Annotated in this window: 9 protein-coding genes; all 9 read right to left on the minus strand. The window is 61.6% G+C overall.

Features of this window, described 5'->3' with window-relative positions; genetic code table 11:
• Window positions 1–7: 7 nt before the first annotated feature.
• Entirely contained in the window at window positions 8–7,507 is a 7,500-nt protein-coding gene (locus LVS58_RS03685) for a type I polyketide synthase (protein ID WP_233689930.1), read from the minus strand.
• Between the two features lie 535 nt (window positions 7,508–8,042).
• Window positions 8,043–8,924 carry a glucose-1-phosphate thymidylyltransferase RfbA gene (rfbA, locus tag LVS58_RS03690; RefSeq protein ID WP_233689931.1) on the minus strand — a complete coding sequence of 294 codons (882 nt, stop codon included), beginning with the start codon at window positions 8,922–8,924 and terminating at the stop codon, window positions 8,043–8,045.
• Window positions 8,921–9,826 carry a dTDP-4-dehydrorhamnose reductase gene (gene rfbD / locus LVS58_RS03695; protein WP_233689932.1) on the minus strand — a complete coding sequence of 302 codons (906 nt, stop codon included), beginning with the start codon at window positions 9,824–9,826 and terminating at the stop codon, window positions 8,921–8,923. The genes rfbA and rfbD overlap by 4 nt, the downstream gene beginning before the upstream one ends.
• Window positions 9,823–10,893 carry a dTDP-glucose 4,6-dehydratase gene (gene rfbB / locus LVS58_RS03700; RefSeq protein WP_233689933.1) on the minus strand — a complete coding sequence of 357 codons (1,071 nt, stop codon included), beginning with the start codon at window positions 10,891–10,893 and terminating at the stop codon, window positions 9,823–9,825. Before rfbB ends, rfbD begins: the two co-directional genes overlap by 4 nt.
• A gap of 169 nt (window positions 10,894–11,062) precedes the next feature.
• Complete coding sequence (locus tag LVS58_RS03705) at window positions 11,063–13,060, minus strand: polysaccharide biosynthesis protein (RefSeq protein WP_233689934.1); 1,998 nt, start codon at window positions 13,058–13,060, stop codon at window positions 11,063–11,065.
• A 63-nt stretch (window positions 13,061–13,123) separates the two neighbouring features.
• Window positions 13,124–14,134: an MraY family glycosyltransferase gene (locus tag LVS58_RS03710; protein WP_233689935.1), complete on the minus strand. Its 1,011-nt coding sequence runs from the start codon at window positions 14,132–14,134 to the stop codon at window positions 13,124–13,126.
• A complete protein-coding gene (locus LVS58_RS03715) occupies window positions 14,131–15,096 on the minus strand; it encodes a UDP-glucose 4-epimerase family protein (RefSeq protein WP_233689936.1) in 966 nt (321 codons plus the stop codon). The genes LVS58_RS03710 and LVS58_RS03715 overlap by 4 nt, the downstream gene beginning before the upstream one ends.
• Window positions 15,096–16,346, minus strand: coding sequence for a glycosyltransferase family 4 protein (locus LVS58_RS03720; RefSeq protein WP_233689937.1), 1,251 nt, complete (start codon window positions 16,344–16,346; stop codon window positions 15,096–15,098). The genes LVS58_RS03715 and LVS58_RS03720 overlap by 1 nt, the downstream gene beginning before the upstream one ends.
• 14 nt (window positions 16,347–16,360) lie before the next feature.
• Window positions 16,361–17,491, minus strand: coding sequence for a non-hydrolyzing UDP-N-acetylglucosamine 2-epimerase (gene wecB, locus LVS58_RS03725; protein WP_233689938.1), 1,131 nt, complete (start codon window positions 17,489–17,491; stop codon window positions 16,361–16,363).
• Window positions 17,492–17,510 lie beyond the last annotated feature (19 nt).

The following is a 17,510-nucleotide window of genomic DNA, read 5'->3' on the forward strand; positions in this document are numbered from 1 at the left end:
GGCACTCTTAATCAATCAATCGGTTGGGTGCCGCGTTGCTGTCGGCCAAGGCTGCGTTCATCTGCGCCAACTCTTCGGCACTGTGCTCGCTACCATGGCGGGCAAGCACATTCTGCGCCAGTTGCTCTTCGCCGCTGCTCGCTTCGCCGCGCAGCAGCTCCAGCAGGCGTACGGCAAGCTTGTCGATGCTGGAGCTGTCGCTCAGTTCCATCACCGGCAGGCGAATACCGAAACGCTCCTCCAGCGCCACCACCAACTCGACGCTCATCAACGAATCGAGCCCCATTTCCTGTAGCGGGCGCTGAGCATCCAGGCGTGCCGGCGGCAGGCGCAATATCTCGCACACCTCGTGCTTGAGCATGTCGACGAAGCGTTCGCGCAGTTCGTTATCGTCAAGCTCCGCCAGCATGCGCTGGATGTCTTCACCGCCACCTTCATCCTCATGGTCGCCGCCATAGGCACGGGCCAGTTCGCTGAAGCGCGGTGTAGTGGCGCTCGGCAGGAAGCGCGCCAGGGCCTTGAAGTCCAGCTCCAGCACGCCATGGCCGTTATCACCCTGCAACAGCATGGCCTCGAGCTGTGCCAAGGCTGCCTCGGCCCGCAGCGCCGAGCCCCCCATGCGGCTTTGCAGGGCGTCCTTGATCTGGCTGTTGCGCGCCAGGAAGCCGACATCGTCGATGGCGCCCCACAGCACGGCGGTGGCTGCCTGGCCCTGAGCACGACGGTGCCGCGCAAGGGCTTCGAGCCAGTGGTTGGCCGCCACGTAGTTGGCCTGGCCGGGGTTGCCGAACAGGGTCGTGGCCGAGGAGAACATCACGAAGAAGTCCAGCGCCAGACCCTGGGTCAGCTCATGCAGGTATTGCGCGCCCTTGGCCTTGGGTTCCAGCACGCGACGCAACTGGTCGCCGTCAAGGTTGCGGATCAGGCTGTCGTCAATCACCGTCGCGGCATGCACCAGGCCACGCAGTGGCCATGGGCTGGCGCCGATGCGATCGAACACCCCGCGCAGTTGCTCACGGTCGGTAATGTCGCATGCCACGGCCTGCACATCGACACCTTGGGCGTGCCACAACGCCAGCTGCGGTTGGGCCTCTTCACTGGCCGGGCCACGACGGCCCAGCAACACCAGGTGACGGGCACCTTTGTCGATCAGCCACTGCGCAGTACGCAAGCCAAAGCCACCCAGGCCGCCGGTGACCAGGTAGCTGGCATCGGCGGCAAGCTGCAGTGCCCGCACCGGCTGTACGCGGGTATCGACGGTTTGCTGGATCGGGTTGGCGTAAGTCACCACGACCTTGCCAATCTGCCGCGCCTGCTGCATGTAACGGTAGGCTTCGACCACCTGGTTGGCGTCGAACTCGCGGAACGGCAACGGATGCAGGATGCCCTGCTCGAACAGTTCCATCATTTCGGCGAACAGGCGGCGGGTGAGCGCGGGGCGCTCGCTCATCAGTTGGTCAGCGTCGATACCGAAATAGCTGATGTTGTTGCGGAACGGGCGCAAGCCAATACGGGTGTTCTGGTAGAAGTCGCGCTTGCCCAGCTCCAGGAAGCGACCAAACGGCTTCAGCACCTGCAGGTTGCGGTTGATAGCCTCACCGGCCAGCGAGTTGAGCACCACGTCCACGCCACGCCCACCGGTGGCTGCCAGCACCTGGTCGGCATAAGCCAGCGAACGGGAGTCGTAGATGTGGTTCACACCCAGCAAACGCAGGAAGTCGCGCTTCTCGTCACTGCCTGCGGTGGCGTGAATGTCTGCGCCCAGCCATTTGGCGATCTGGATGGCTGCGATGCCCACGCCACCGGCAGCACCGTGGATCAGCACCTTCTCGCCCGGTTCCAGGCGCGCCAGGTGATGCAGTGCGTAGTACACGGTGAAGAAGGTACTTGGAATGGTCGCCGCCGCTTCGAACGACATCCCTTCGGGGATGCGTGCAACGGCGTTGGCGTTGGTGACCAGGCGGTTGGCGAAGCTGCAGGGGCCAAAGCCCACAACACGGTCACCCGGGGCGAAGTCGCCCACTGCCTCGGCGCCTTTGCCCTGCACCACACCGGCAAATTCGAAGCCCAGGGTCGGGCCGGAGAAGCCGTTTTCGATCGCTTCATCCGACAGCAGGCCCAGGGCGAACATCACGTCACGGAAGTTGAGGCCCGTTGCGCGCACCTGAATGTCCAGCTCATCCGCCGCCGGTTGACGCGGCTCGCGCACTTCCCAGCGCAGGTTGCGCAGCTGGCCCGGCAGGTCGAAGCCCAGGCATACCCACTGCGCATCGCCCACTGCGCGGCGCGGCTGGTCGGCCAGCACGCGCAGGCGCGGCACGTAGCGACGGCCTTCGGCATCCAGGGCCAACTCGGTTTCGCTGTCGGCGTGCAGCAACGCAGGTACCGCCAGCTCGACCGCTGCCGCGTGGGCCAGGTCGAGCAGGCGAATACGACAGTGGGGGGATTCGTTGGCCAGGGTACGGCCAAAGCCCCACAGGGCGGCGTCGCCAATGGCCGCAACGTCAGCGGCGGTATCGACGCTGTACAGGTGCTCGGCAGCGCCACGGCTGAACAGCCAGCACTGTGGGGCGATCGTCAGCGAGTCACAGGCCTGTACCAGCGCGGCCGCTTGCATGCAGCGCTCGGCCTGGCCATCGAGGCCTGTGCCGCTGTCGAAACCGGCCAGGTGCAGCACATGCTCAGGGGGCTGGGCAAAGGCGCCAAGCTGAGCCGCCAGCGCCTGGGCGTCGCCCGGCTGCAACAGCTCAACCTGCTGGCCCTGGGCGCGCAGTTGCTCTGCCAGGCGCAGGGCAGCGCCCTGCCCTGCTTCGGCGAGTACGGCCCAGCGCTGCACTGCCACGGGTGCAGCCGTGTCAGCACCGGCGGGCTTGTCCGCCAGCAACAGGTAGCTACCACAGGCGTTACCCGGCAACGCCTCCAGCGTGCGCAGCGCGGTCAGGCCGTGTCGCTGCAGCTCATGGCTCCAGAACGCCGGGCCTTGCTGGCGCGACAACGCCTGCTGCGGGCCGGCCAGCCACCACTCTGGCTGGGCACCGAAGACGAAATCGGCCCAGCGCGCCGGGTACTGCCCAAGCAGCGCCAACTGGCCGTGCGGGTTGAGCTGGCCACTGGCCAGGCGCAGGGCGTCGCCCACGGTACCCAGGGGGCCAAAGTCGGTAGGCACCAGTACCCAGTCGAAGGTACCGGCTTCGGCCAGTTGCTCCAGGCCAAGCACCTCCAACGCCGGGCAATCGTCACGCAGGCGCTGCTCAAGCTCGGGCTCGGCGACGCAGTAGGCGTAATCGAGGCGATCGAAATCCAGGCCGGCGTACAACAGCTCGGCGAACGAAGCGCCACCAAAGCCGAATTCCAGCACACGCAGGCGCTGGCCGGGCGGCAGTTGCGCCAGGCGTTCGGCCAAGGTCTGGCCAATGCCGCTGAGCAGGTGCTGCTGCCCTGCCGCACCCAGTACCAGCCGCGACAGGCTGGCGCCGCTGGTTTCGCGCGGTTGCAGGGTGTCGAAGGTTTGGCTGCCATCCAGCAACGCCGACAGATGACGGCCGATACGGCCTACGGAATGGATAATCTGGAAGTACTCGGGGTAGCTCCTGAACAGCTCCTGCCAGATAGCCTGCGATGTCGGGCGTTCGCCCTGGTCGACCTGTTGCCAGCCGCCGTCAGCGCTACGCTGCAGGCTGCCGTCGTGCTCGGCATGGCGCAACAGCATCGCCAGGAAGTCGCCCTGGCCCTGCGACCATAGCGCGACCTGCTCGGCACTGATGCAACCGCCGGCCTGTTCCACCGCATCAAGAACAAAGCTGCTGCACAGCACATCCAGCAGTGGCTCTACTTCATTCAGGTAACGCACCTGTGCTGGCTCGTCGGCCAGGCACTGCAAGGCCTCGGCCAGCGGCGAACAGGCCACGGCATTACGCTGCAACGGCACAACTGCGCCAGGCGCGGCTTGCCCCACATGGGCCATACGCTTGATATCGCCACTGCGGTCGTACTGCAGGCGCACGGCGCGCATGCGCGCATCCTTGACTGCCAGCACGGCAGCACCGCTGGCATCGAACAGGGTGAAGTCGACCAGCAGCGAATGCGCGGTGCGCTTGCGCTGGCGCACCTCGGCCAGCACCGGTACACCGCCAGCGTTGGTAAAGGCAATGCGCCCTAGCTTGACGGGGATGAACGCTAGGCCATCGTCATGCCCCTGGTGGCTGGCCAGCAGCTCGGTAATCAGCTGGAAGGCACCATCGAGCAACGCCGGGTGCAGGTGCAGGCTTGCCAGTTCGTGTTCGATGGCAGCGGGCACCACCAACTGAGCCAACACGCGCTCCCCCTCCACCCAGGCTGCGGCCACAGTCTGGTAAGCGGGGCCATAGTTCAGGCCAACCGCGCAGGTCATGGCCAGATGCTGCTCGCCGGTGAAGTCTGCCGGGCGGGCTGGCAACGCCGGTGCCCGGGTGTCCAGCAGCACACCGCGCGCTTCGCCCGGCAAGCGTGCGACCACGTGCTGTACCCAGTCTTCGCGTTGCATCAAGGTACGCGAGCTGATGCGCAACGTGCCATCGGCCTCTTCCACCTGCACGCGCACTTTCTTGCTGACCTCGCTGCTTAGCAGCAGAGGGTTGTGGATTTCCAGCTCTTCGATATCGACGAACTCACCCGGCTGGTGCAGTTGCGCAACGGCCAGGGCCAGCTCGGTAAAGCCTGCACCTGGGAACAGTACCGACTCGCCCACCTTGTGGTCGGCCAGGGTAGGGTACTGCTGGGTATCCAGGCGGTTTTCCCAGGTCAGCGCCTGGTCTGTTACCGGGTAGCCCAGCAGCGGGTGCACGCGCTCGCGGCTCAGCGGGCCCTGGGCCTCGGCACTTACCGGCAAGCTGAAGTGATCGTGTTGCCAGGCATAGTTAGGCAGGCGCAGCGGGCGCCCGGCCACCGGGAAGCGTGCCGGCCACTGTGGCTCGACAGCGGCAATCTGCAGCCGGGCTACGGTACGTTCCAGCAGCAGCGGGCTGTGGTCGTTGCGCTTGAGGGTGCCAACCACCTGCCCTGCTTGTTCGCACTCGGCCAGCACATCACTGACGTAGCTGCGCAGAATGGCATGCGGGCCCACTTCGACGAACAGGTTGAGGCCATTGCGCACCAAGGCAGCCAGCGCGCCCTGGAACAGCACCGGGAAGCGAATGTTCTGCCACCAGTACTGGCTGTCCAGGCGTTCGCCGTTCAACTGGCCACCGACAACAGTGGAGTAGAACGGAATCTTGGTAGCCTGCGGGCGGATATGCGCGAGGTCGTCGATGACCGCTTGCTCGATCGGGTCCATTGCCGGCGAGTGGAAGGCGTAGTCCAGGTCCAGGCGACGGGCGAATACCTGGCGCGCTTCCAGGGCCGCTTCCAGCAGTGCCAGGGCGTCGACCTCACCGGCCACGGTGGCGCCGCGGGCGCTGTTCTCGCCCGCCACGACCAGACGGTGGTCCAGCTGCAGCTCAGTGATCAGCTGCGCTGCGGCTTCACCCGACAGGCCGACCGCCGTCATTTGCCCGGTGCCACGGGTGAGGCCCTGCAGGCGGCTGCGGTGGTAGATGACCTGGGTGGCGTCCTTCAGGCTCAACGCGCCGCTGGCCCAGGCCGCGGCCACTTCCCCCACACTGTGGCCGATCACCGCCACCGGGTGGATGCCTTCGGCAGCCAGCACTTTGGTAACCGCCACTTGCAGGGCAAACAGTGCAGGCTGGGCAATTTCGGTACGTGCATAACGGCCTTCGCCGTTGTCACCCAGCAGCTCGGCGCGCAGCGAGTAGCCCGCCAAGGGCTGGAACAACGCGTCCACTTCATCCACAGCGGCGGCGAACAGCGGCTGGTCGAGCATTGCCCGGCCCATGCCCTGCCACTGCGAACCGTTGCCGGAATAGACAAATACCGGTGCCGAGGCGCCGTCCAGGGCCTGGCCGGCCTCCAGCACTGCACTCAGTTCGCTGAGGGTCGGGTCCTGGGCATAGTCGTCCAGCGCCTGGGCCGCTTCGGCTGCATTGTCGCAAACCAGCAGCAGGCGATGGCTGTGCGCATCGCGGCGGAACATCGCCTGGTAGGCCACATCGTAATAGTCGGCCTGCGGCTGCCCGGCCAGGTAGGCGGCAAAGCGTTCTGCGGTGGCGCGCAGGCCTTCTTCGCTCTTGGCACTGAGCAATAACGGCACGCGCCGGGCGCTGGCCGCGTGCGCTGCAGGCGCCTGGGGCTCGGGGCTTTGCAGGATGACATGGGCGTTGGCGCCGCCAAAGCCGAACGAGTTCACCCCCACGGTCAACTGGCCATCGGCCTTCAGCGGCAGCGGCTCGGTGACCACCTGCAGGTTGAGGTCGGCAAACGCGATGTTCGGGTTCAGCGCCTGCACGCCAATGGTCGCGGGTACGGTACGCTCGGCCAGGCAGTTCAGTGCCTTTACCAGGCCAGCCACGCCAGAGGCGGCTTCCAGGTGCCCGAGGTTGCTTTTTACCGAGCCGATTGGCAGCGGGTTGCCGGCGCCGCGCGCCTGGCCCAGTGCCTCGCCGATGGCGCGGGTTTCGATCGGGTCTCCCACGGCGGTGCCGGTGCCGTGGGCTTCCAGGTAGTCCAGCTGCTCGGGGGCGATGCCGGCCTGGGTGTAGGCGCGCTTGAGCAACGCAGCCTGGGCCTCGGCATTGGGCAGGGTCAGGCTGGACTTGCGCCCGTCGGTGTTCACCGCACTGGCCGCCACCACCGCCAAGATGGTATTGCCATCGGCCACGGCCTGGTCGTAGTCCTTGAGCAGGAACAACCCGCCGCCTTCGGAGCGGGCATAACCGTCGCCGTTCTCGTCGAACGACTGGCAGCGCCCGGTGCGCGACAGCATGGTCGCCTTGGCGAAGATCATGAACCCGAACGGGTGCATGTGCAGGCTGATACCGCCGGTCACGGCTTGGTCGACATCACCGCTGAGGATGGCCTGGCACGCCTGGTGGAAGGCCACCAGCGACGAGGAGCAGGCGGTGTCGATGGCCATGCTCGGGCCACGCAGGTCGTAGAAAAACGACAGACGGTTGGCCGCGATACTCATGGTGTTGCCGGTCGCCGTGGCGCCATCGATGGACGACAGGTCCTCGAGCAGGCGGTAGGACTGCTCGACACCGGCGATGCCCAGGTATACGCCACAGTTGCTGCCACGCAGGCTGGAAGGCTTGACCCCGGCGTTTTCGAAGGTTTCCCAGCACATTTCCAGCAGCATGCGCTGCTGCGGGTCCATCATCGCGGCTTCACGCGGCGAGATGCTGAAGAAGCTTGCGTCGAAAGCGCTGATATCACCCAGGGTGCCTGAGGCGAAGGTGTAGCTGGTTGCAGGGCTGGCCTTGTCCGGGTGCAGGAACTCGCGTTTGTTCCAGCGCGACGGGTCAACCTGGGTCACCAGGTCGCGGCCCTCCATCAGGTTTTGCCAGAAGCCTGCATTGGAAGAGCCAGGGAAACGGTACGCACAACCAACGATTGCAACCTTTCTACGCTTGATCAAAACCTATTCCTTCAAATCTCATCGGGCACCGTCCCATCCGTCGGACAGCCGGCATGCCTGGCCTGGCCATGAAGCTGGCCGGTCGTTGTATGTCACTGATGATTGTCTGGGTACCTGAAGCAGCATACACGCGTGGGGCGCAAGACTTTTGGTCTGGGGCTGGCGTGGGAACGTTCAGATTTGTGTATGCGGATGATACGCGGGTTGCCGGGGTGGGAAAACCCTGGGGTGAGGGATGGTTCACGGATTGGTGTAGGAGCGGGTTTACCCGCGAATACGGTAGCGGCTGCAACGGTGAATGGCCGGGGGAAATTGGCCAGCAGGGCCGGCCCTTTCGCGGGTAAACCCGCTCCTACGGCGGCCGGCGCCCAACCACCGACGAGTGGCCACCACCAATCCGTGTAGGAGCGGGTTTACCCGCGAATACGATGGCGGCAGCGACGGTGAATGGCGGGTGGAGCTTGGCCTACAGCCTCCCCTTCTGCAAGTTGAACCGCCCCTGGAATGACAGTTCCCCCCCGCCAAGGTTGATGCCTCAATACACCGTGCCTTGAATCAAACGCAGCAGATACTGGCCATAACCGTTCTTGGCCAGCGGTGCTGCCAGCGTTTCCAACTGTTGGGCATCGATCCACCCCTGCCGGAATGCCACCTCTTCCGGACAAGCCACCTTCAGCCCTTGCCGCCGCTCAATCGTCGCGATATACCCGCTTGCCTCAAGCAACGAGTCATGCGTCCCGGTATCCAGCCAGGCATACCCGCGCCCCATGATTTCCACCGACAAGCGGTGCTGCTCCAGGTATGCGCGGTTCACGTCGGTAATCTCCAGCTCACCACGCGCGGATGGCCGAATGCCCTTGGCAATCTCGATCACGTCGTTGTCGTAGAAGTACAACCCGGTCACGGCATAGTTGGACTTGGGTTTGGCCGGTTTCTCTTCCAGGCTGATCGCACTACCCTGCCCGTCGAATTCGACCACGCCATAACGTTCAGGGTCTTGCACGTGATAGGCGAACACGCTGGCGCTGCCTTGACGTTCCATCGCGCTGCGCAGCAACTGCTGGAAGTCGTGGCCGTAATAGATGTTGTCACCCAGCACCAGCGCGGTGGGGGCGTTGCCGATGAAGTCCTCACCTATCAGGAACGCCTGGGCCAGGCCGTCCGGGGATGGCTGCACGGCGTAGGTAATGTTGATGCCCCAGCGGTGGCCATCGCCCAGCAGTTGCTCGAACCGCGGAGTGTCTTGCGGGGTGGAGATGATCAGGATGTCATGAATGCCCGCCAGCATCAGTGTGGTAAGCGGGTAATAGATCATCGGCTTGTCGTACACCGGCAGCAGTTGCTTGGAAATTGCCAAGGTCGCCGGGTGCAGGCGGGTACCCGACCCACCTGCCAGAATGATGCCTTTACGCTTCATAGTGGTCCTTTCTCGTGGATTTCCGTCAGCATGCGAGCCACACCCAGGCGCCAGTCTGGCAGGGTCAGGGCAAAGGCCTTCTGCAGTTTATGGGTATCAAGACGCGAGTTGGCCGGACGTATGGCCGGCGTCGGGTAGGCCTCTGTGGTCAATGGGGTGACGTGTTCGGCATGGGCTTTCAGCGGCACGCCATGGACCGCCGCTTGCTCCAGTACGTAACGGGCATAGCCGCACCAGGTGGTTTCTCCTTCAGCGGCCAGGTGGTACAGCCCAGCCAGGGCTGGGTTGCTGCGGGTGGCGACAATGGCGTGGGCGGTGACGTCGGCGATCAGTTCGGCGCCCGTCGGGGCACCGTGCTGGTCATCGATCACGCCCAGGCTGTCTCGCTCGGCAGCCAGGCGCAGCATGGTTTTGGCGAAGTTGTTGCCGCGTGCGGCATACACCCAGCACGTGCGGAAAATCAGGTGCTGGCAACCGGCAGCCTGGATTGCTTGCTCGCCGGCCAGCTTGCTGGCGCCGTAGGTATTCAGTGGGTCAACGGCATCGTCCTCGCGCCAGGGCCGGGTGCCCTGCCCCGGGAACACATAGTCGGTGGAATAATGGACCAGTAGCGCGCCACAGTCGGCGGCAGCGCGGGCCAGCACGCCAACGGCTTCGGCGTTTATCTTGAAGGCTTGCTCACGGTCACTCTCGGCCTTGTCCACGGCAGTGTAGGCTGCCGCATTGACGATGACATCGGGCGCGTAGACACGGACAGTTTCGGCTAGGCCCGGCAGGTTGCCCAGGTCGCCACAGTACGCCTGGCTGCGAGCGTTAAGCGCCAGCAACTGCCCCAGAGGTGCCAGGCTGCGCTGCAGTTCCCAGCCTACCTGACCGTCCTTGCCCAGCAGCAACACCTTCATGCAGGACGCCCTGCGTAGTTTTTCTCTACCCAGTCACGGTAGCTGCCAGACTGCACGTTCTGCACCCAGTCCTGGTTATCGAGGTACCAAGCGACGGTTTTGCGGATGCCGGTTTCGAACGTTTCCGCAGGCTTCCAGCCAAGCTCCTGCTCCAGCTTGCGGGCATCGATGGCATAACGGCGGTCGTGGCCGGGACGGTCGCCTACGTAGGTGATCTGTTCGGCATAGGGCCTGCCGTCGGCGCGTGGGCGCAGCTCGTCCAGCAGCGCGCATACGCGGTTGACGATTTCCAGGTTGGGCTTTTCATTCCAGCCGCCGACGTTGTAAACCTCACCGGCTTTGCCGGCCTCCAGTACGCGGCGGATGGCGCTGCAGTGGTCCTTTACGTACAACCAGTCGCGAATCTGCTGACCATCGCCATACACCGGCAGCGGCTTGCCGGCCAGGGCGTTGACGATCATCAGCGGGATGAGCTTTTCCGGGAAGTGGTAGGGGCCGTAATTGTTGGAGCAATTGGTCGTCAGCACCGGCAGGCCGTAGGTATGGTAGTACGAACGCACCAAGTGGTCGCTGGCAGCCTTGCTGGCCGAGTATGGGCTGTTAGGCTGGTACTGGTGGTTTTCAGTGAAGGCCGCTTCGTCGGCAGCCAGCGAGCCATACACTTCGTCGGTAGACACGTGCAGGAAGCGGAATGCCTGCCGCGTCGGTTCATTCAGACCGCCCCAGTATGCACGCACGGCTTCAAGCAGGTGGAACGTGCCGACGACGTTGGTTTCGATAAAGGCTTGCGGGCCATGGATCGAGCGGTCGACGTGAGACTCGGCGGCAAAGTTGATGATGGCGCGGGGCTGATGGGCATGCAGTAATTCCGCGACCAGCCGGCTGTCGGCAATGTCGCCGTGCACAAAGATATGGCGCTTGTCGCCCTGCAGGCTGCTCAGGGTCTGCAGGTTACCTGCGTAGGTGAGCTTGTCCAGGTTGACCACGGGTTCGTCATCGCCGGCCAGCCAGTCCAAAACGAAGTTCGCCCCGATAAAGCCTGCACCGCCGGTTACCAGAATGGTCATGTTTGTCTGCTTCCGTTGTCAGGGTCTGCTCTTCCACTTTCAGGATTCTAGACTGTCGGCGGTTGATTCGAGAGCGAAGACGATGGCAACGTGACATTCAGGCTGGAATGGCGGAGATACAAGGGCCGCGCGGCGGCCCTTTCGAAGCGGGTTTACCTGCAAAGCAAGGTCAGGGCTCCAGGCGCCGCTGCTGGTAAATCCAGTCGACAATCTCGCCTTCCGGCGAATAGCCGCTCACCGTTTCGCGCAGCAACTGCCGTACCCGCACAAAGTCATCAACCGCCGCTGCCGCCATCAGTTGGCGCAGGAACTCCTTGAGCGTATCCCAGGGCAGGAAGTCTTCGTTGGCACTCATGATCATCGGGTGACGGGTAGCAATGACGTTATCGCCGATCAGCAGCTCTTCATACAGCTTCTCCCCCGGCCGCAACCCGGTGAACTCGATGGCAATATCACCCATCGGGTTACGCTCGGAGCGCACACTGAAGCCAGACAGGTGAATCATCTTCTCGGCCAGTTCCACTATTTTTACCGGCTCGCCCATGTCCAGCACGAACACGTCGCCCCCCTTGCCCATGGAGCCGGCCTGAATTACCAGCTGCGCGGCCTCGGGAATGGTCATGAAGTAGCGGGTGATCTTGGGGTGGGTGACGGTAAGCGGGCCGCCCGCCTTGATCTGCTTGTGGAACAGTGGGATCACCGACCCCGATGACCCCAGCACGTTACCGAAGCGCACCATGGTGAAGCGGGTCTTGTTCACCTGCGAAACGTTGCTGCTGTCGCCAAACAGCACCGGCGCCACCTCGCGGCTCAGCGCCTGCAGGGTCATTTCGGCCAAACGCTTGGTGCTGCCCATCACATTGGTGGGGCGCACGGCCTTGTCGGTGGAAATCAGCACGAAGTTGGCAACCCCGGCCTGCAACGCGGCCTGGGCAGTGTGCAGTGTGCCAATGACATTATTCATCAGGCCTTCGGTGATATTGTGCTCCACCATCGGCACGTGCTTATAGGCAGCTGCGTGATAGACAGTGTCGACGTGCCAGGTGCGCATGATGTCGAGTAGCTGGGACTGATTGCGCACCGAGCCCAGGATGGGTATCAGGCTGACCGTAAGGGATTCACGGGCAACGCGCTGCTCCAACTCGGAGAGGATGCTGTAGAGGTTGAATTCGCTGTGGTCGAAAAGCAGCAAGTATTTGGGCGCCTGCCCCAAAATCTGCCGACAGAGCTCTGAACCAATAGAACCGCCAGCCCCGGTCACCAACACCGTTTGCTCGGCGATGCAGCGTTCCAGGAGGTCAGCCTGAGCAGGCACTGTATCGCGCCCTAGCAAGTCGCCAATGTCGACCTCCTGAATATCATCGACTTTCACCCGGCCGCTGGCCAGGTCCATGATGCCTGGCACACTGCGAACATGGAGCGGATAGCCTTCCAGGAAGTTAAGAATCTCCCTCCGACGGGTACGCGTGGATGACGGGATGGCCAGCAGAATCTCCTGGGCTCCTGTCACATTTATCATCTGTTCAAGTTGCTCTGGACGGTAAACCTGCAGCCCTGCAATCACGCGATCACTGATGCTGGGATCGTCATCGATGAATGCCACAGGGCGCATGGCCCGGTCCATGCGCAAGGCGGCGACCAGCTGGTTCCCGGCGGCACCTGCACCATAGATGGCGACTCTGGGCAGGCCATCATCACGTTGGGCGAACGGTACATGTTGCGCGGCTGCGGCAAACCAGTCGCCCAGGAAGTACTGGCGCATGGCCAGGCGCAGCCCGCCGATCATGATCAGGCTAAGCCACCAGTAGTTGAAGGTGATTGAGCGCGGGACGACGTTCTGGTGGTTGCTGGCCCAGTAAATGATGAACCCCAAAAGCAATGCGGACAGCGTAACGGCCTTGATGATGGCAATCAGAGCGTCATTGCCGAAATAGCGCATGACGGCGCGGTACAAACCAAAACGGATAAACAGAGGAATCGAGACCACAGGCGCGCAAAGGAACAACCAGGTGTGGTCAATCAAGGGGTTGGCCATGTCGTCTATGCCCAAACGCACCACAAATGCCATCCACAGTGCAATCCATACCAGCACTACATCTGTCAGCACCTGCAACAGACGCTTCTGTCTACGCGGTAACCCGAGCAGTTTTTTGCGTACTTTGTTCATAGGCTCCCAGCGTTCTTTTTTGATTGTATTAACCGATTCTTCAACAGTTCTGCAGTACAACAGCTATTCCAGGCTACCCGCGCGGTAATAGACTGCAATCAGCGCCAGAGGTATGTAGGCGACGATCAGCCCCAGGACACCGTCTAGGCCCAACAACAAAACGCACAGCGCCATCGGCAGCAACCAGAACAGATTCAATGCGGTGACCGCCAAGGTTACTGGCAGGTGCCTGCCGTGACGACGAGATGCGAACTGATAAGCATGACTGCGATGAGCTTCATAAACCTTGTCTCCGCGCAACACACGGCGAACCAACGTATAGCTGGCGTCAACAATGAAGACTCCCAACAAGATCAGCCAGCACCAGAACAGCTGGGAAGACAGCCACGCTGCTTGTAGGGACAGCCCCCCCAGGATAATTCCAAGAAAACCACTGCCAGCATCACCCATGAAGATTTTTGCGGGCGGGAAGTTCCAGAACAAAAAGCCCGACACTGCCGCAGCCAGCAAGAGTGGCAGGGCCGTCATACTCCACTGCCCACTCAACCAGTAAAGCAGACTGGCCCCCAGACAAACAGTGATTGCCTCGACACTCGCAATGCCATCGATACCATCCATGAAGTTGTACAGGTTGAGCAGCCAGACCAGGTATATCGCCGCCAATACTGCACCAGCCCACCCAAGGTCGAGCGACCAACCGAACACCTGCAGTGCGGGCAACCCGCCCATCCAGAACAAAATCCAGATGGCCGCGGCAAAGTGCCCCAGCAATCGCCAACGAGCGGCGATATGCCCGTGGTCGTCCATAAAACCAAGCGCGGCGATCAACGCCCCCGCGCCACCCAGTGCAACCAACGCTTCAGTCTGCCCCTCAGGCTGGAATGCCATCACTGCCAACGCGGCCAGAAAAGCGACGACAATCGACACCCCACCGCCACGAGGTGTGGGGACTGAATGTGAGCTTCGGGCATTGGGGACATCGATAATGTTCTTGGCCAAAGCATAACGTCTCAATGTGCCGGTCATCGCTAACGAGCACAGCAGCACCGCGGGTAGAAGCCACCAAAGCATCATTTGTTCGACGATTCCTGAAAATGTTGGGCAGTCGCCCTGAGCGCCGCATCGACACTCACCGGAGGTTGCCAACCGAGTACCTTACGCGTTTTTTCGATATCCACTTGCAATGACCCACATAGCCTTTTGGAAAGCGCCGTCCGACCCAACAGTTTGGCGCCACCGCTGAGTATCCAGCTTGGTACGGGTAGCAACCGCGCCGGTGCGCCCAATGCTTGGGCCATACGGCGAAGAAGTGCAGTGGTGGAAAGGTCCTCTCCGTCACTTACCAGAAAAACCTGGTTTGCGGCCGCTGGGTGGTCAATGCAGGTCGTTATAAGGTCAACGAGATTGTCGAGTGCAACCAGGCTACGTCGATTGTCAATGGCCCCGAACGGCAATGGCACCCCCTTACTCAACCAACGCATCATGGCCTGGAAGTTTGCTTTGACGCCAGGGCCATACACCAGCACCGGCCGTATGATTACGACTTCCAGCCCGGACGCTTTCGCCAATGCCCACAATTCGGCCTCCGCTTCCATCTTCGAGATACCATATGGGTCTTGAGGTTGTGGGCGGTCGTGCGCGGTATAGGGCTGCCCGAGTGCAGTCTCCTCGCCATTGACCTTGATCGAGCTGACAAAAACGAAGCGTTTTACTCCTGCTGCGACTGCTTGCCGGGCAAGGTTCATGGTGCCCTGCACGTTGATCTTGCGAAATGCAGCAAGCGGGTCGGCCTCGGTATCATTCATCACATGAACACGAGCTGCACAATGAATCACCGTATCGCAGCCGAGCAGCGCTTGGCCCCATTGACATGCTTCTTCAAACGAATCGAAGGACACCGCCTCTACCGCGGGCGGTAGGGGAGAACTGTTGCCACGAATCGTAGCCACGATGGGCATGCCGTCGGCCAACAGCCTTTGCAATACGGCACTGCCCACGAAGCCACTGGCTCCGGTGAGAAATACACGGTGGTTCATCAGGTTGTCCTTCGTAAGGTGGCACTGCCAAACAACTGCTCAAGACGTGTCAGCAGCACATGGCGAGCGAATTCCTGTTCATAAAAACGCCGACCGCTATCCCCCATTGCCTGGCGCTGCTCAGGTGCAAGCATGGCCATCTTTCGAGTAATGGCTGCTAACGCTTCGCCATCGCCAGATGCACAGGCGTAACCTGCACCAGACTCGTTGATGACCCGAGCAGCCTCACCATTAATCATGCCCAGTACCGGCCTACCAGAAGCCAGATAGGCCTGCACTTTGCCAGGTATGGTCTGCTCGAACACGTCGTTGGTGCGTAAGGAAACCAACAAGGCGTCAGCTTGGGCAAATAGGGGCGGCATGGCATCAAGAGGATGGCGCCCCAACAAATGCACGTTGTCCAGACCGCGATTGCGCACCTCCTCGGCCAGCCAGACGCTCATGCGACCGTCCCCGACGATGACCCAGCGAACAGGAACCTCACCACGTAACGCCTGCGCGGCGTCAAGGACAGCCGGAAAATCTTGCGCTTCACCGATGTTGCCAGCGAAAACGACCGTAAATACCGAGTTGTCCTGAGCTATGAGCGTACAGGGCTTGTCCATCGAGGCCGAAAAGTCGTCTTCAGCCCAACTGGGGAAGTATACCAACCGGTCGTCCTCGATATTCCGTGTGCAATACCGACGCACGTTGTCGAAAAAGCCACGGGACTGCAACAGCAGATAATCAGTGCGGTTGTAGATCCACGAAACCGCCTTGCCTACCAAACCCAGCAATCGTTGGTCGTGGATGACGTTAACCGCGCGCAATGTCTCCGGCCACAGGTCGAGAACCCAGACAAAAACCGGTGCACGTTTCAACCGCCCGATTACGACAGCTGGTATCGCCGCAAGAATGGGAGAAACGGCATAGACGAAGACAGCATCGAACTTGCGCCCGCGCAACTTAAAGGCCCCCATCAAAGATGCGAGCACGCAGAACGACAGATAATTGAGCACCAGTTGCACACTACGTGTGCCACGGGGTACCAGCGGCACACGAACAACCTGCGCCCCCTCGTAGAATGAATAGGCTTCTGGGTTGGTTTTATAGTCTTGGAAAACACGCCCCTCTGGGTAGTTGGGGAGGCCGGTCAGTACCGTCACTTCATGCCCCCTGGCAGTGAAGTCGCGGACCATATCATTGATCCGCATGTTCTCCGGCCAGAAGTACTGCGTTACAATCAGTACACGCATTTTTTCAGCTGGCATCGATAGCTTCCGGTTCAGTAGCGCTTCCATACCACGCGATTCACGTAGTCGGTATAGCTGTGCAAAATTCGCACAACCTTGTCGGAAACATTGGGCATGCTGTAATCGTAAACCAGACGCAGGTCGCGTATAGCGCCTCGCGCCTGCCGTTCGAGGATGCCCAGGCCTTGCAGTACGCGCTCGACCTCAAGACCCACCATCATCGCCGCAGCCTCTTCCATCCCTTCAGGCCGTTCGTGCGCTTCGCGAATGTTCAATGCGGGGAAGTTTAGAATAGAGGCTTCCTCGTTGATCGTGCCACTGTCAGAAAGCACGGCGCGGGCTTCGGACTGCAGCTTGTTGTAATCCTTGAACCCTAGTGGTTTCAGCAAACGCACGTTGGCGTGGAAGTTGATACCCATAGCATCAACTCGTTTCTGCGTGCGCGGGTGGGTAGAGACGATTACCGGCAGTGCATACTCTGCTGCCACTGTATTAAGTACATCCACCAGCTTAAGGAAATTCTTGTCGGAATCGATGTTCTCTTCGCGGTGAGCGCTCACGACAAAGAACTTACCCGGCTCTAATCCTAGGCGTTGCAGAACGTCCGACGCCTCGATACCTTTGCGATAGTGCTCAAGCACTTCGAACATAGGGCTGCCGGTTTTGACGATCTGATCGGCTGGAAGACCTTCGCGTAGCAAGTAATCACGGGCGATGGTGCTGTAGGTGAGATTTATATCAGCGGTATGATCAACGATGCGGCGGTTGATTTCTTCCGGAACACGCATGTCGAAGCACCGGTTACCCGCCTCCATGTGAAAGGTCGGGATCTTCCGGCGCTTGGCGGGCAACACCGCCATGCAGCTGTTGGTGTCACCCAGGACCAACAAGGCCTCCGGCTTGACCTCGGCCAGCACTTTGTCCACCGCGATGATCACATTACCGATGGTTTCAGCCCCACTCGCGCCTGCAGCGTTCAGGAAATGATCAGGTTTGCGGATGCCCAAGTCCTGGAAGAAGATCTCATTAAGCTCGTAGTCATAGTTCTGGCCGGTGTGAACCAGAATGTGCTCGCAGTATTCATCCAGACGCGCAATCACCCGCGATAGCCGGATGATCTCCGGGCGGGTGCCAACAACAGTGACAACTTTCAGTTTTTTCATCAGTTCATCCTCTCGGGCC

Source organism: Pseudomonas sp. JR33AA, assembly GCF_021378985.1.
GTDB lineage: Bacteria > Pseudomonadota > Gammaproteobacteria > Pseudomonadales > Pseudomonadaceae > Aquipseudomonas > Aquipseudomonas alloputida.

Coding starts and splice junctions, on each gene's coding strand:
- LVS58_RS03715 (WP_233689936.1), bottom strand. CDS start 15,096: ATGAACCACCGTGTATTTCTCACCGGAGCCAGTGGCTTCGTGGGCAGT.
- rfbD (WP_233689932.1), bottom strand. CDS start 9,826: ATGAAGGTGTTGCTGCTGGGCAAGGACGGTCAGGTAGGCTGGGAACTG.
- LVS58_RS03720 (WP_233689937.1), bottom strand. CDS start 16,346: ATGCCAGCTGAAAAAATGCGTGTACTGATTGTAACGCAGTACTTCTGG.
- wecB (WP_233689938.1), bottom strand. CDS start 17,491: ATGAAAAAACTGAAAGTTGTCACTGTTGTTGGCACCCGCCCGGAGATC.
- rfbA (WP_233689931.1), bottom strand. CDS start 8,924: ATGAAGCGTAAAGGCATCATTCTGGCAGGTGGGTCGGGTACCCGCCTG.
- LVS58_RS03710 (WP_233689935.1), bottom strand. CDS start 14,134: ATGATGCTTTGGTGGCTTCTACCCGCGGTGCTGCTGTGCTCGTTAGCG.
- rfbB (WP_233689933.1), bottom strand. CDS start 10,893: ATGACCATTCTGGTAACCGGCGGTGCAGGCTTTATCGGGGCGAACTTC.
- LVS58_RS03705 (WP_233689934.1), bottom strand. CDS start 13,060: ATGAACAAAGTACGCAAAAAACTGCTCGGGTTACCGCGTAGACAGAAG.